We start from the raw sequence: 15,125 nt of genomic DNA, 5'->3' as shown, positions 1-15,125 counted from the left end.
ATGAAGACTATCAAAAAATTACTCAACAATGAAGTGATTTCTTACCTCATCTTCGGTGTTCTAACAACACTTGTCTACTTGATTGTCAGGACTATTGTGTTTTCAATCAGCCAACAAGCAACTCTATCTGCGGTTATAGCTAACGCTATTGCTATTCTCTTTGCTTTTTTCACCAATGATAGTATTGTTTTCAAACAAGAGAAAGCTGGTTGGCAAAAACGTCTGGTGTCCTTTGTTGGAGCTCGACTTTTTACACTACTGATTGATTTAGTATTAGTTGTTACCTTTGTAGAAAAATTTCCTAACCTGATTGGACAATTCGTCAACCATGATTTAGCTAGAGTCAACCTAATTGAATCTCTCATGGCACAAGTCATCATTATCATTGTCAATTACGTCATTAGTAAATATTTAGTCTTTAAAAACAAGAAAACCAGTTGAATCAGCTGCTATCTTTATAAAGTGATATGATAATAACCTTCCGTTATATTCTAGATAAATAGAAAACGGGGGTCTTTTTTTATCCAACCATATCTTTACACCATCAGATCAAATGATCTAAACGTTTTTCAACACCAAAATCTAAAATCTTCTATCTTCAAAATGAAAGAAACACAAGAGAAATACAGTCAAATGAATTAACTTTCAGACAGGGAACTAAGCCGTAGATAGTACTGGAGTACGAGCACGGTAAGTTGAAAGCGGCGATGTATCAACGGTAATTCAAAAGGCTATATACTAGAAGAAAATCAATATCTGACTAGGAAAGGTGCCACAGATAGAACTAAAGTTCTTCAAGGTATACTTGACAACGTCAGATTTTGATTTTCAATGAGTATTACTATTCACATCCCATGACAGTCTATAACGCTATCGGTATTCAAAAAAATGAAGAGACTAGCCTCTTGTTCAACACAAGAAACTAGTCTCAAATGTATTGTTACTTGTAAGCTAATTTAGTCATTCCTCGCCTAATCATTGGCTTTTTTAGCTTTTTGGAAAGTATTTTTAATCAGAGTAATCAGATTGCCATCACGTGTTTCAAAGTCATCCATGTGTTTTTTTTGGTAGGATGCATTTAAAATAGCTCCGAAAATAATGACTTTAGCAAAAACAGTAAACCAAAGCATAACTGCTAAAATCGTAATGGAACCAAACATTCTAAGATTGTCCAATCGATCCATCATAGAGGTCACATAACGTCCAAAAATACTTGTCATTGTCATAAATACAAAAGTTGTAAAAATAGTTCCTGGCATGATGTATCTCATTTTACGAATATGAACATTAGGCAAAATGTAATAAAGAACCCCTAAAGCAATGAAAAACACTGCCGCTGTAACCGGCTGAGTTAAACTCATCAAAAGATCAAACAATTTGGGATCAAATGGGTAATTCGAATAGAGCAAATGCAGGGCAGCCTTACCAAATGTTGATAACAAAATAGCAATCGCTAAAAATAAAATGACTACAAGACTGGATAAAAAACCAAAGAGGTAACCTAAGACAATATCTCTGTGATCCTGAACACCGTAAGCCTTGTTAATGGATTTTTGCAAAAAGGTCATACTTCGTGACATAGTCCATAACCCAGTCGCAATCGAAATCCAAACCAAGCCAGTATTAGGCTCATTGAAAATGTTAATAACAATACCAGATGTTGTCTGATATAATTCTTCCGGTAAATTTTCTTGTAAGAACATCAGTATCTGATCTGTATTGATATTGATATATGGAAAAATATTAGCTAGGAGCACAAAGAAAGGAAATATGGTTAAAAGAAGATAGTAAGCCACAGCAATACTGGATAAATCCATTTCTGCAGTGCGAAACAATTCTAAAAAATATTTAACAAAATCACTGGACTGTAGTCTTGAAATTAGTTTTTTCACGGAAACTCTCTCTAGTAAGTTCTCTCTTCACCTTGACTGGTCAAAATCACTGGACCATCTTTTGTAATCACAAACTGATGTTCGTATTGACAAGATAGACCACCATCAAGGGTTTTATGTGCCCAACCAGTTTTCATATCTGTATCAATTTCCCAAGTTCCTGTATTGATCATTGGTTCAATGGTCAGGACCATTCCTTCTTTTAAGCGAAGACCTTTACCTGCCGTACCGTAATGTGGGACATTGGGTGCTTCATGCATCGTCGGCCCAACACCATGCCCAACAAGATCTCGAACAACGCCGTAGCCATGACTCTCAGCATACTCTTGAATGGCTGCACCAATATCACCGATACGATTACCAACAACAGCTTTCTCAATACCAATGTACATAGCTTCTTTGGTAACATCCATCAACTGCTTCACATCATTTGAAACATCGCCTACTGCATAAGCCCAACAAGAATCCGCTAATCCACCAGCATAAGATTGGGTGTGTTTCTTCATCTCAGCAACATTATCAAAATTAAGCTTTGATACGTCAATAATTGATTTATCTAAAGGTTCACTTAAAACCATGTCTACTTTTAAAAGATCACCGTCTTGTAAAATATAATGACGTGGAAAGGCATGAGCAACCTCATCGTTTAGCCCACAACAAGTCGCATATGGGTAATCCATAAGATGACCATCTACCCCTATCTGTAATGGAAGAACATTATCTTCTTTACAGCGTCGACGAACATACTCTTCAACTTCCCACATATCAACACCCGGCTTAATGATCTCTCTCAAGCCAATGTGAATACTTGCTAAAAAGTCCCCTGCACGATCCATCGCTTCAATTTCACGCGCTGATTTTAATGTTATCATGTTTACATTATTCTCCTACTATTCAATCTTTTTCTCTAAGTCATCTTCGTAGTGACGATTGCTTTAGCGACTAGTTGTTCTGCTGATGTTACATCAATATCAAGAGTCATGCTACGACGACTTTCCGCAATAACTTTGGGTGTAATGGTCAAAAAGTCATCAATTTGTAAAGCCTGTAAAAAGTATACCATCATTTGTTCAATAATGATATTCTTTTGATGGCGCTTAGTTAAAAGGTTCATGGTCGCTTCTTTCAAAAATTCTGTTAATACACCGTAAGCCAAGCTATCCGAATTGTCAATCATATGTGGCTCAACCACAAACTGAAAACGACCGTCTTTTAGAACTTCTAAGTTTGAAACAAATTGCTCACTATAACTATGGATATGTGTCTTAGAAAGATTTTTCAAGGTTTCCATCACATGCCGACGTGTTACAACACCTAGAAAATTTTTCGATTTATCCACAACTGGAAGCATGTCAAAATCTTCAAAAACCATCTTTTGGCTAACAGTCGCCAAACTAATATTAGGACTCGTTGTTACTGGTGTTTTTGCCATCACTTTTCGAATTTGTAACTGCTGATCTTTCCCAATAACATCTCGCATGCTGACAATGCCAACGACACGATTCTTACTGTCTATAACTGGAAAACGTACATGATTTGTTTCTTTTACTAAATCATGATAAGTAGATACTAAATCCGTCTCTATTAAAAAGCCATAATCTTCCTTAGATAAATAAATTTGCCCTACTGTTTTGATATCTGTTTTGATTTTAGCATTCGAAATAGCTTTATTAATTAAAGTTGCAACACTAAAAGTATCATAGGCCGTTACCATAACAGGAATGGCTAATTTATCAGCCGTATCCTTAACTATCTCAGAAATTGCAAAACCACCTGTCACCAAAATAGCATTACCGTGTTCCAAGGCTAATAACTGAATATCTTCACGATCACCAACGATAAGCAAACCTCCAGAAACCAAATGATCCAAGATATTTTCTCGCGTCATGGCACCAATTGAAAACTTACTAAATTCTTGAGATAAACCGTCTTTTCCTGCCACCACTTCCGAATCGCTAATACGAGCAATTTCAGCAAACGTTATTTTTTCAAGACTAATTTTTTTCTTATTTTCAACGCGTACAGTCCCACTTCTGGGTCTTGTTTCAACAATCCCTCTATTTTCAGCCTCTTTGATTGCACGATACGCTGTTCCATCACTAACATTTAAATGATTGGAAATACTGCGGACACTGACACGTTTACCAATTCTTAAATTTTCTAAATAATCAAGAATTTCCTTATGCTTACTCATAATGATAATCCTCACCTTGTAATTCCAGACGGGTATACCGCCTCATTTTATGAGTGTAGCGATCGCTTCCCTTGAAACGCTCTTTTATTTTGAACCCACACGCTTCCGCTAAAGCTTGGCTCGCTATATTCTCCTCATGAACAATAATATCAATAACACGAATCTCGAATTCCTTGAAACAGAGATTGAGTAGGGCCCTAAGGCTCTCTGACATAAAACCTTGGTGCCAGAATTCTTCTGATAAAAAATAACTTATCTCTACGCGCTTGTGTCGGTCATCTCTATTTTCTAGGCGAATTGCACCAATCACTGTACTCGTTTTTTGGTTAACAATAGCCCATTTTCCCAAAGGTTCTTTCATAAAGGCTTCTATTAGCAATTCTGCCGCTTCCTGCTTGTTTTGATAGCTCGGATGTATGAACCTTGTCACACGAGGGTTTAAAACAATATCTGCAAAATCGTCTAAGTCTGGATAAGAAAAAGGGCGAAAAAAGAGCCTTTCAGTTTCAAAGGTGGCAAACTGCGCTAATTTAAGTGCTACTGACATACTAAAATTATAGCATAACAGTTAAACTGTTGCTATATCAGAGGACAAAGTTAATTATAAAACAGATATCTTTTCACAAGAGCCGTCACTGCATCTAAAGCTCAATCATCATGATATGGCATTGTCCTATCTGATAATAATACCCACCAGAAAAAGGCTGGGATTTCTATCCTCAACCTTTATTTTATTCTTCAATTAATGTGATATCAGCACCTAGAGCGCGTAGTTTCTCAATGATATTAGAATAACCACGCAGAATGAACTCAATATTTGAAATTTCCGTACGTCCTTTAGCCATCAAACCAGCTGTCACAAGAGCTGCTCCCGCACGCAAATCAGTTGCTCTCACTTCTGCACCAGTGAGTTGATTTGGACCATCATAGACAACCTGATCACCAAGCACAGAGATTTTTGCGCCCATACGAGCTAATTCTGGTACATGGTTGACACGCTTTTCATAAATCGTATCAAAGATTGTGCCACGACCTTCTGCCTTCAACAATAGAGGTGTCAGAGGCTGTTGTAAATCTGTAGCAAATCCTGGATAAGGAGACGTTTTAATAGAGACTGCTTTTAGTTTATCTTGTTTTTCAACAAAAATGGAATCTTCCTCAACTGTCATTCGCACGCCCATTTCTTCCAGCTTAGCAATGAATGACTCTAAATGCTCGTATAGAACATTTGTAATTCTAACACCACTACCTACTGCCGCTGCCAAAGCAATATAAGAGCCAGCTTCAATACGATCTGGAATAACTTGGTGACGTGTACCATTTAAACGATCCACTCCGTCAATGGTAATAACATCTGTACCAGCGCCACGAACACGAGCTCCCATATTATTTAATAAAGTTGCTACATCAATAATTTCAGGTTCGCGAGCTGCATTTTCAATAACTGTACGCCCTTGAGCTTTCACCGCTGCAAGCATGGTATTAATCGTCGCTCCAACAGTTACAGTATCAAAATAAATATGTGTTCCATGAATAGGCTCGCTATTTTCAGTAGCAAGACGCATTGACTCACCTTCATAAGAGACCTTCGCTCCCATTGCTTCAAAAGCTTTTAGATGTAAATCAATCGGACGAGGACCAAGATCACAACCACCAGGTAAACCAACAGTAGCTTCAGCAAAACGTCCTAAAAGACTACCATAAAAATAATAAGAAGCACGAAGACTGTTGATTTTACCGTATGGCATTGGAATATTTTTAACACCACGGGGATCAATCTCAAGTGTATCATCATAACGTTTGATTCTTGCTCCCATGATTTCCATAATCTCAACCAGGCTATCAACATCTGAGATTGCAGGAACACCATCTAATATGACGACATCATCAGCTAAAATAACAGCCGGAATCAAAGCGACAACACTATTTTTAGCACCCGAAACGGCAACGTCACCTTGCAGAGGTTTCCCCCCATTAATAACAATTTTACGCATAAACTAATACTTTCTTATACTAATACATGAATTCATCCCCTCTATTTTATCACAATTTTAGAAGAGTGCCAAATACAAAAAATTTAGTATTTCAATACCTAATTAATTGTTATTTCTCTAATATTTTTGAAAATAACAATCTAATATGATATAATTTTTTTAAAATTAAAGAGAAACAGGAGTTCATTATGAATAAAGTTAAGAAAAAAATCTATCGCAATACCCCTGCATTTACCATGATGGCTTGGGGATCATTCCTTTTCTTCCTTGGTTTAATGTTGATTGGATTATACACTTTAAAAGAACCACTTATGGTTAAAGGATACTATCTCATGGGATCTGTCGGACTCATTTCTTCATCTTTTACGGTCTCTAAAGTTATACGCGACAACCAAGAAGACGAAGAAAACTACAATTCCCTTTTCCAGAATGCTAATCTCCACAACGACGATACGATAGAATAAGTTTAAAGAAGAACTTATTCCCCCAAAAGTTTATGATCATAATTCTTATCAACCATCGTAACCATTCATCTCATGATCGCTTAAACAAAAACTATCAATCTACATTACCGACCAGCGTCTTAAGACAGCTGGTTTTTTCACTTTATTTTAACCTAACTGCTGCTGAATTATTACTTCAAATAGCTTTTTTTGAATAACCCCGTAAAGCATTCAGATTTTTAATAAGATCAAACAAGCCTTACTAACTGTATTTTTACTGCAAGAATAAACAATCTAAAACAAAACTAAAAGGGTTTCGTTCTATTCACTACAGAACTAAACCCTTTCAATAATAATTTGTTTAACTGTTTGAGGCAGTTGATGTTAAATCTCGATTTTAATTTTTTCAACTGCAGCTTTTAAGACTTCTACTTTATCTAATCTTTCCCACGGAAGGTCAATATCGGTACGTCCCATGTGGCCATAGGCAGCTGTTTGTTTGTAGATTGGTCGTTTCAAATCTAACATTTTGATAATGCCTGCAGGACGCAGATCAAAAATCTGCCGAACTGCTTTTTCTAGTGTTGCTTCTGAAACCGTTGAAGTACCAAAAGTATCAACACGAACAGATACTGGCTGTGCCACACCGATGGCATAAGCCAACTGAACTTCTGCTTTCTTGGCTAAACCTGCTGCTACAATATTTTTAGCGATATAACGAGCTGCGTATGAAGCTGAGCGGTCTACCTTAGTAGCATCTTTTCCGGAGAATGCCCCACCGCCATGACGACTATAACCACCATAAGTATCGACAATGATCTTTCGTCCTGTCAAACCAGAATCCCCTTGTGGACCACCGATAACAAAGCGTCCAGTTGGATTGATGAAAAATTTCGTTTCATCATCAAGATACTGTTCAGGAATAACAGCTTTGATAACCTGATTAATAATATCTTCACGGATTTGCTCATTGGTTGCTTCCGGGTCATGTTGGGTTGAGATAACAACAGTATCAACGCGAACTGGCTTATCATTTTCATCGTATTCGACTGTCACTTGTGACTTAGCGTCAGGACGAAGATATGAGATTACGCCAGACTTGCGTAATTCTGCTAATTTACGAACCAATTGATGAGATAGCGAAATCGGTAATGGCATGAATTCAGGGGTTTCATCAATAGCAAATCCAAACATAAGACCCTGATCACCTGCTCCAATCAAGCTTAGATCATCTTTATCCCCTTCACGAACCTCAAGCGCTTCGTTAACACCCTGAGCGATATCTGCTGACTGTTCAACCAGTGATGGATGAACACCAACAGATTCAGCTGCAAAGCCATACTCTGCATTAGTGTATCCAATCTCAGCAATGGTATCACGAACCACTCGGTTAATATCCACATAGGCTGATGTTGAAATTTCACCGAAAACATGAACTGATCCTGTGTAAACAACCGTTTCTGCAGCCACGTGGGCATCTGGATCTTGCTCTAAAACAGCATCTAAAATAGCATCCGAAATCTGGTCTGCAATCTTGTCCGGATGTCCTTCCGAAACTGACTCAGACGTGAAAAGTTTACGTTCTGACATAAAAAATGTCCCCCTTAAAAAATGTTTACTACAGGAAATGTCCTGCGACATGTTACTAGGTTACAAAGAACTAGCCTTTCATACTCAAAACAGAGTGTGAATGCAGAAAAAGTTTTCTAATCGAGGCAGATGATCTGAAGGTAGAACTAGAGTTCACCGAAGTCGACTAACGAAGACTAGAAATCTTTTAATCATCCAGACTATCTTATCGGGACTTAATAACGCCTAATATTGTACCATAAAAATCACTTTTATTAATCTTTTTAGCAAAATTTAGGAAAATTACTGACAAGTCAAATGCCTTATACTATACTAACAGTATGAAAACCTATGAACGTATTTACCAACGCTTATTAAAAGAAAATTTTATTACTGGTGAGACACTGGCTCGAGAATTGGATATCTCAAGAGCAGCTGTTTGGAAAGCTATTAAAACTTTAGAAGATAATGGTATCCAGATTGAGGCTATTAAAAAAAGAGGATACCGTATTCTATCTGGGGATTTACTGTTACCTGATGTCATTTCCAATGCCTTAAACCTCCCTGTGAGCTACCTAGTTTCCAGTGAATCAACACAACAAGATGCTAAAACAGCCGCTCTCAATGGAGCTCAAGCACCTCATCTCTATCTAGCTCCTAATCAAACGGCAGCCCGAGGGAGACTTGGCCGCCATTTCCACGCGGATAAAAACGGTGGTATCTACATGACACTCCATCTTAAACCTAATGCATCCTATGATAAATTGCCACCCTATACGGTTTTAGTAGCATCTAGCATTGTTAAAGCCATTTCAAGACTAACGGATAAATCTCCTGAGATTAAGTGGGTTAATGATATCTTCTTAGACGGCAAAAAAATTGCTGGCATTCTCTCAGAAGCTGTCACTTCTGTTGAAACAGGGCAAGTTACTGATGTCTTTATTGGCATTGGTCTCAATTTCCATATATCAACGTTTCCTAATGAGTTAGATGGTATCGCGGCTTCTCTTTTCACAGAAACGCCAACTATTACGCGTAATGATCTGATTTGTGAAATTTGGAAACTCTTCTTTAAGATCCCAGAGCATGACCATATCAAAGTTTACAAAGAAAAATCACTTGTCTTACATAAACAAGTGACTTATGAAAAAGATAACCAAGTTATTACTGCCAAAGTCTCAGATATCACTGATCAGGGACACTTAATTTTAGAAACAAACAATGGTCAAATTGTGACCTTAGCTAGTGGCGAGGTTAGTCTTTCTTCTTGGTAAATTGCTCCAACAAGCGTTTTGTAAATCGTGAGACTAACTGAACACGACGAAGATTTCTCAGTAACATCAATCCCCAAAAAAAGGCTAGTAAATAATTACCAGTCATCATAGCTTGATTAAAAAAATAAGTTTCAAGTGCACAGATTAGTGCCACGACAAAAAATTGTGAATAAGGCATGCTGATATTATAACAAAAAGAAATAATCTGAGCAAAAGTCTATTCTTATAAAAGACATCGAACCATAAATATAAAGAGGAAGCAGCTACCAAAAGCCGTTTCCTCTTTACGCTTACGCTCAGCTAGATCTATAAATATCTTCATCATAATGACGATGGGTTGAACACAGCTTGAGCTAGTCTTCTACTGTGGAAATTTTATCAGAGAGAAAGGCAAAATTCTCTGGGATAGTAGCCTGTGCTTCCTCTGCTTCTTCGGTCTGTTTAGCTGATTTCATTCGTTTGGCAAACTCTGTTCGAATGCTGTTGAAATCTGATTTAGGTACAGCCATGATATTTGGTGAAAAACCAGCCGCCTTACTCATGATATTACCAAAAATATCATTCAAATCTGTTCGTTTCATAACTTGTTCCGCGTTAAAGGCTGCATCAAAAGCTAAAATAGCATTCTCACTATTAGCCAAAACAGGTTCCGACCCTAATAGCAAGGCGCGGTTCTGTGGGGTAATAGAATCTAAAATCTCATTCCATGAGGTTTTCAAAGCTTCCAAATACTGACGAGATTTTTCAGAATCCTCAACCGTTTCCTGCATAATCGTTATGATTTTTTCACGATCCACTTTAAAACGTGTCGTACGTTTTGTTGGTTTAGTCACAGAAACTGATGATGATTGGTTGAGTGTTTCAGCTAATTTTTCTTTAAGCTGGGCAATCTCATTTTTCATTTCCTGAAACTGTTGCCAAACATCATCCGGTAAATGCGTTTCGTGACTCCCTTTAGCAATTCTTTCAGATAAACGAATGGTCAACATTTCAGCATAAATCTTAGGATGAGTTCCTTGCTTTATTTGCTGTAAGCCATCTGTTACCACATCAATCATGTCAAAAATCGTTTGAGACTCCAAAGCTAGATTAGCTTCAAAAATAGGACTGATATGGGTATTCTCACCACCTGATTGAACAATTAACAGATCTCTCAGGTACTGCAACAAATCTGTTACAAAGCGACTCATGCTTTTACCTTGATCAAAAATGATTTCTAAGTGATTTAAGGCTGCAGTTGTGTCACTTATCATCAAACTCTCAACATAAGCATCCAAACTCGCTAGGCTGATGGAGCCGGTTATTTCCTCAGCGATTTCGCGAGAGACACCTTGATCAGTTGACAGGGATAGAGCTTGATCCAAAATAGACAAAGCATCACGCATACCTCCCTCAGCTCTTCTGGCAATAAGCGTCAGTGCATCCTTATCATAAGGTACTGATTCTTCATCAAGAACGCTTGCCATATGCTCACGAATATCAGCTAGTTTAATAGCTTTGAATTCAAATCGTTGAACACGAGACAAGATAGTGGCTGGAATCTTATGTAACTCCGTAGTCGCTAAGATAAAAACCACATTCTCCGTTGGCTCTTCCAAGGTTTTCAACAAGGCATTGAAAGCACCTGTGGATAACATGTGAACCTCATCAATGATGTAGACCTTATAGGTTGCTCGACTTGGTGCGTAGGTTGATTTATCTCGAATATCACGTATCTCATCAACACCATTATTTGATGCCGCATCAATCTCGATAACATCATCAAGACTTCCCTTAGTAATATCACGGCAAATATCACATTGATTACAAGGTTCGCCATCCACTTGATTAGGGCAGTTCATAGCCTTGGCAAAAATTTTAGCTGCGCTGGTTTTTCCAGTTCCTCGCGGACCAGAAAAGAGATAAGCATGGCTGATTTTACCTGAATCGACAGCTTTTTTCAAGGTTGTCGAAATAACCGTCTGTCCAACCATATCATCAAAACGTTGACTCCGGTATTTACGATAAAGGGCTTGGTACATTAATCTTCTACTCCAAACATGTGGAAATTAAAACGTGTTTTATCAAGTAAGATAGCAACAAATTTTTCTAAGTATTCTTGATCAATCTCATCATAATCACCAACAACACTTGAGTCTAAGTCAAGAACACCAATCAATTTGCCATTTTTCACCATCGGAACAACAATTTCACTCATGGCTGCTGAATCACAGGAAATATAATTGGCATGCTTGGTTACGTCGTCAACAATCAAGGTTTCATTCTTTTCAGCAGATTCACCACAAACACCTTTACCAAGGGCGATATGTACACAGGAAACATTACCTTGGAAGGGACCCAAAATTAATTCTTGCCCATCAAACAGGTAGAAACCTGAAAAAACGGTATTGGGTAGCGTTGTTCTAATCATGGCTGAAGCATTTGACAGATTAGCTAATGCATTGTTTTCATTGGCAAATAAGCCTTCCGCTTGAGCTAACAAAATCTCGTAATTATCTTTTTTTATACTATTAATCATAGATATTATTATACCATAATTATGCTGGCTTTAAAAAATCCACAATACCATCCACAAGCCCTGCGACATCATCTAAATAAAGCTGATGACTTGCATCTTGTAAGACACAATAAGTCACATTATCATCAGGTTTAAGAGCTTCTTTTTTGACCTCAAGATATTCTGTGGGTTGTCCTGCTAAAATAAGGAGTGTCTCAACTCTTAACTCTCTTTCTTGATTATCCAACCAACACTTTCGCCTCGTCCTTAAGAGATTGATAACCCTATCGGAGTTGAGTTTTAGTTGGTAGCCAGTAGTTGTCTGGACATAATTTTCACGAACAGCCATTTCAAGATAGTTGCTCCAATGCTTGGTACTCTTTTTTTCTTCCTCAATAGCAAGATTGATATCGGAAATTTGGCAAACTTCTAGATAAGATAAGGCATCTGTAATTTCCTGTTCTAAAGATTGTTGGGAAATATCATGAACCCTTAAGCCACCATCTAAAAGAATTAAATAATCAACTCTGCTATGGTTAGCTAAATAATTAGCAATATCTGCACCCAAGGAAAATCCTGTCAAATAAACCACTTCTTCTTGAGAAATCATGTCTTCAAACCAAGCTACTAAATGGGCTAAGTCGTCGGGTAAGTTTAAATATTGTAATTGAATACCGAACGATGACAAATGCTCAGCAAATGTTTTCGTGTAATAGTGATTTGAGCCAAGACCATCTATAAAGTATAAATGCAATACTGTCACCACTTTCTGCTTAAATAGCATCATTATTAACTCATTATCGAAAAAGTATCAGAAAAAATCAATCAATAATATTCTCCTTGACGATAATTCCATGAATTAAAAAATCTGAAAGATCCATCATAATCTTATCAATGTCTAGACCTTTTCGAATGACAACAGGAAAATTATAGACATAACGATTGCCTGCACCTTATTAATAATTCAAATAGCTTACTAATTCAAGCTAAAAATAATAATCTCTTTAATATTTTTCACAATTTAGTTATTCTATACATTAGTTTCAATTGTAAATACTTCTTAATGACAAAAAACAGCTCACACATTTTGAAGAAACAATATGAAAACAATCATCCCTAAAATCAACAAAATCCCTAACCACCATGACCAGACAAAGTACCACTTCTGTGTTTTATGATGACATAACTTGCCACCAATCAAAGCTCCCAGGCCACCTAAAAAAAAGGTAATGGTCAGTAAAAAGCGTTCCGATATTCGCCACCCTCCTTTAATTGCTTGAATCTTGTCATAGCCGTAGGCTAAAAAAACAAACAAATTCCAGATAAACAATGCCATTAATAATACCGTTAACATTTTTCTCCCTACTAAAAAATCAGTGAATTATCCTTACATAATCCACCGATTTTATAACTTTCTCAACAAGACTCTTTCATTAATAAGATTCGCCTAAAATACTCGCCACTTTGGTATTAATCAAGTCAATAGCAACGGTATTAGACACACCTTCTGGGATAACAATGTCAGCATAACGCTTAGTAGGTTCAATAAACTGATGATACATGGGCTTAACCACGCTGGTATACTGATCGATAATACTATCTAAACTACGCCCCCGCTCTTCCATATCACGCTTAATACGACGGATGATACGAATATCATCATCTGTATCCACAAATAATTTGATATCCATCAAATCACGCAAGCGCTTATCCTCTAAAACAAGAATACCTTCCACAATAAAGACGTCTTGTGGCTCTTGGCGATAAGTCTTACTACTACGGGTATGCTGAGTGTAATCATAGACAGGAATATCCACAGGTCTACCTTCAATGAGTTCGTTAAGCTGATCAATCATTAAATCCGTATCAAAAGCAAGTGGATGATCATAATTAGTCTTCACACGTTCTTCAAAGGTCAGATGAGCCTGATCTTTATAATAAGAATCATGTTCAATCATAGCAATTTTTTCATCTGGGAAATTAGCTAAAATTGCTCGAGAAACACTGGTTTTTCCACCACCAGAACCACCAGTAACACCAATAATAATAGGTTTTTTACGCATTGTTCGCTCCATTTTTTACAACATTGTTAGCTATTATATCACAATTCATGCTATAATATAAAGCAAATCTACAGAAAAAAATAAAAGGAATCCCCATGATTAAACATCTCCCAAAAGAATGGCAGAACAAACTTGCTGATCTTGGATTTAATGACACAACACCTATCCAAAAGGAGCTATTTTCACCCTTATCTGCTGGTGAAAATGTTTTAGGCACTAGCCCAACTGGTACTGGTAAAACATTGGCTTATATGTGGCCTCTACTCTTGACACTGACGCCTAAAAAAGCACAACAATTACTCATTTTAGCTCCTAATAGTGAATTAGCTGGTCAATTATTTGACGTTGCTAAAACATGGGCGGAATCAATCGGATTGACCCCGCAGCTACTGCTTTCAGGATCTAGCCAAAAAAGACAAATTGAACGCCTAAAAAAAGGACCTGAAATCATCATCGGCACACCCGGACGTATTTTTGAACTAGTGAAACTTAAAAAAGTTAAAATGATGAACATCAATACAATTGTGCTTGATGAATACGATGAACTCTTAAGCGATTCTCAAATACAATTTGTCACTAAGATTAGTAACCATGTTCCCCGCAATCATCAAATGGTCTATCTATCTGCAACTCAAAAGATAAGCATTGATAGTTTAGCTGATGACACCAAAATTATTGATCTTTCTGATCAGGAACAAAGTGCTATCGCTCATTATTATATTAGTCTTGAAAAACGCGAGCGCCTAGAATTTTTGCGTAAACTCAGTAACATCCCTGATTTTCGTGGACTAGTGTTTTTCAATAACCTATCTGATTTGGGTGCGGCTGAAGAGAGGCTACAATTCAATGGCACATCTGCTGTCTCACTCGCAAGTGACATCAATGTTAAAATGCGAAAAGTTATCTTGGAGAAATTCAAAAACTATGAATTAAGTTTACTACTAGCTACTGATCTAGTCGCTAGAGGAATTGACATCAACAACCTTGAAACGGTCATCAATTTTGACATCCCCCGTGATCGTGAAACCTATACCCATCGTGCTGGAAGAACTGGGCGTATGGGAAAAGAAGGACAAGTTATTTCATTAGTCACTCACAAAGAAGATCTCAAAAAATTGAAAAAGATGGCTTCTGTCCAAGAATTACAACTCAAAAATCAGACCCTATCATTAAAGAAATAAGGTTAGGTAGAAATGTGC

16 protein-coding genes and 1 pseudogene are annotated in these 15,125 nt (G+C 37.2%); 4 read left to right on the top strand and 13 right to left on the bottom strand.

Annotated elements, in window-relative coordinates; translation table 11 throughout:
- A complete protein-coding gene (locus C0J00_RS03040) occupies positions 1-441 on the top strand; it encodes a GtrA family protein (protein WP_104967508.1) in 441 nt (146 codons plus the stop codon).
- 530 nt (positions 442-971) lie between these two features.
- Here the strand turns inward: C0J00_RS03040 and C0J00_RS03035 are convergent.
- From C0J00_RS03035 to C0J00_RS03015, 5 genes are all read right to left on the bottom strand, one after another.
- Positions 972-1,892 (bottom strand): YihY/virulence factor BrkB family protein, encoded by a 921-nt coding sequence (locus tag C0J00_RS03035; protein WP_104967507.1) that lies wholly within the window; start codon positions 1,890-1,892, stop codon positions 972-974.
- 11 nt (positions 1,893-1,903) lie between these two features.
- Positions 1,904-2,764, bottom strand: a complete 861-nt coding sequence (locus tag C0J00_RS03030; RefSeq protein ID WP_104967506.1) for a methionyl aminopeptidase — start codon at positions 2,762-2,764, stop codon at positions 1,904-1,906.
- Positions 2,765-2,799: 35 nt separating this feature from the next.
- The gene (gene spxR / locus C0J00_RS03025; protein WP_104967505.1) at positions 2,800-4,086 is read right to left on the bottom strand and encodes a CBS-HotDog domain-containing transcription factor SpxR; all 1,287 of its coding nucleotides are present in this window, start codon (positions 4,084-4,086) and stop codon (positions 2,800-2,802) included.
- Complete coding sequence (locus tag C0J00_RS03020) at positions 4,079-4,633, bottom strand: GNAT family N-acetyltransferase (RefSeq protein WP_104967504.1); 555 nt, start codon at positions 4,631-4,633, stop codon at positions 4,079-4,081. Before C0J00_RS03020 ends, spxR begins: the two co-directional genes overlap by 8 nt.
- Positions 4,634-4,817: 184 nt before the next feature.
- Positions 4,818-6,080, bottom strand: a complete 1,263-nt coding sequence (locus C0J00_RS03015; protein WP_104967503.1) for a UDP-N-acetylglucosamine 1-carboxyvinyltransferase — start codon at positions 6,078-6,080, stop codon at positions 4,818-4,820.
- A gap of 188 nt (positions 6,081-6,268) precedes the next feature.
- Here C0J00_RS03015 and C0J00_RS03010 point away from each other — a divergent pair, with 188 nt between their 5' ends.
- Positions 6,269-6,544, top strand: coding sequence for a YiaA/YiaB family inner membrane protein (locus tag C0J00_RS03010; RefSeq protein ID WP_104967502.1), 276 nt, complete (start codon positions 6,269-6,271; stop codon positions 6,542-6,544).
- A 363-nt stretch (positions 6,545-6,907) separates the two neighbouring features.
- On the opposite strand, the gene metK is transcribed toward C0J00_RS03010, so the two are convergent.
- Entirely contained in the window at positions 6,908-8,113 is a 1,206-nt protein-coding gene (gene metK / locus C0J00_RS03005; protein ID WP_104967501.1) for a methionine adenosyltransferase, read from the bottom strand.
- A 320-nt stretch (positions 8,114-8,433) separates the two neighbouring features.
- On the opposite strand from metK, the gene birA reads away from it, so the two are divergent.
- Positions 8,434-9,366 (top strand): bifunctional biotin--[acetyl-CoA-carboxylase] ligase/biotin operon repressor BirA, encoded by a 933-nt coding sequence (gene birA, locus C0J00_RS03000; RefSeq protein ID WP_104967500.1) that lies wholly within the window; start codon positions 8,434-8,436, stop codon positions 9,364-9,366.
- On the opposite strand, the gene C0J00_RS02995 is transcribed toward birA, so the two are convergent.
- The 7 genes and pseudogenes from C0J00_RS02995 to udk form a co-directional block, all read right to left on the bottom strand.
- The gene (locus C0J00_RS02995) at positions 9,347-9,544 is read right to left on the bottom strand and encodes a DUF3272 family protein (RefSeq protein ID WP_104967499.1); all 198 of its coding nucleotides are present in this window, start codon (positions 9,542-9,544) and stop codon (positions 9,347-9,349) included. The genes birA and C0J00_RS02995 overlap by 20 nt on opposite strands.
- Positions 9,545-9,719: 175 nt before the next feature.
- Positions 9,720-11,387, bottom strand: coding sequence for a DNA polymerase III subunit gamma/tau (gene dnaX / locus C0J00_RS02990; RefSeq protein WP_104967498.1), 1,668 nt, complete (start codon positions 11,385-11,387; stop codon positions 9,720-9,722).
- Positions 11,387-11,884, bottom strand: coding sequence for a GAF domain-containing protein (locus tag C0J00_RS02985; RefSeq protein WP_104967497.1), 498 nt, complete (start codon positions 11,882-11,884; stop codon positions 11,387-11,389). The genes dnaX and C0J00_RS02985 overlap by 1 nt, the downstream gene beginning before the upstream one ends.
- A 19-nt stretch (positions 11,885-11,903) precedes the next feature.
- Positions 11,904-12,650: an alpha/beta fold hydrolase gene (locus tag C0J00_RS02980; protein ID WP_104967496.1), complete on the bottom strand. Its 747-nt coding sequence runs from the start codon at positions 12,648-12,650 to the stop codon at positions 11,904-11,906.
- A 38-nt stretch (positions 12,651-12,688) separates the two neighbouring features.
- Positions 12,689-12,816: pseudogene (locus C0J00_RS02975) on the bottom strand (translation factor (SUA5)); the annotation flags it as partial.
- A gap of 125 nt (positions 12,817-12,941) precedes the next feature.
- Entirely contained in the window at positions 12,942-13,217 is a 276-nt protein-coding gene (locus tag C0J00_RS02970) for a DUF1294 domain-containing protein (RefSeq protein WP_104967495.1), read from the bottom strand.
- Between the two features lie 79 nt (positions 13,218-13,296).
- Complete coding sequence (gene udk / locus C0J00_RS02965; RefSeq protein ID WP_104967494.1) at positions 13,297-13,926, bottom strand: uridine kinase; 630 nt, start codon at positions 13,924-13,926, stop codon at positions 13,297-13,299.
- A 95-nt stretch (positions 13,927-14,021) separates the two neighbouring features.
- On the opposite strand from udk, the gene C0J00_RS02960 reads away from it, so the two are divergent.
- The gene (locus C0J00_RS02960) at positions 14,022-15,107 is read left to right on the top strand and encodes a DEAD/DEAH box helicase (RefSeq protein WP_104967493.1); all 1,086 of its coding nucleotides are present in this window, start codon (positions 14,022-14,024) and stop codon (positions 15,105-15,107) included.
- Positions 15,108-15,125 lie beyond the last annotated feature (18 nt).

The organism is Streptococcus pluranimalium, from assembly GCF_002953735.1.
GTDB lineage: Bacteria > Bacillota > Bacilli > Lactobacillales > Streptococcaceae > Streptococcus > Streptococcus pluranimalium.
The sequence above is the reverse complement of the archived record's forward strand: the minus strand, read 5'-3'. Positions and strand labels throughout refer to the sequence as shown.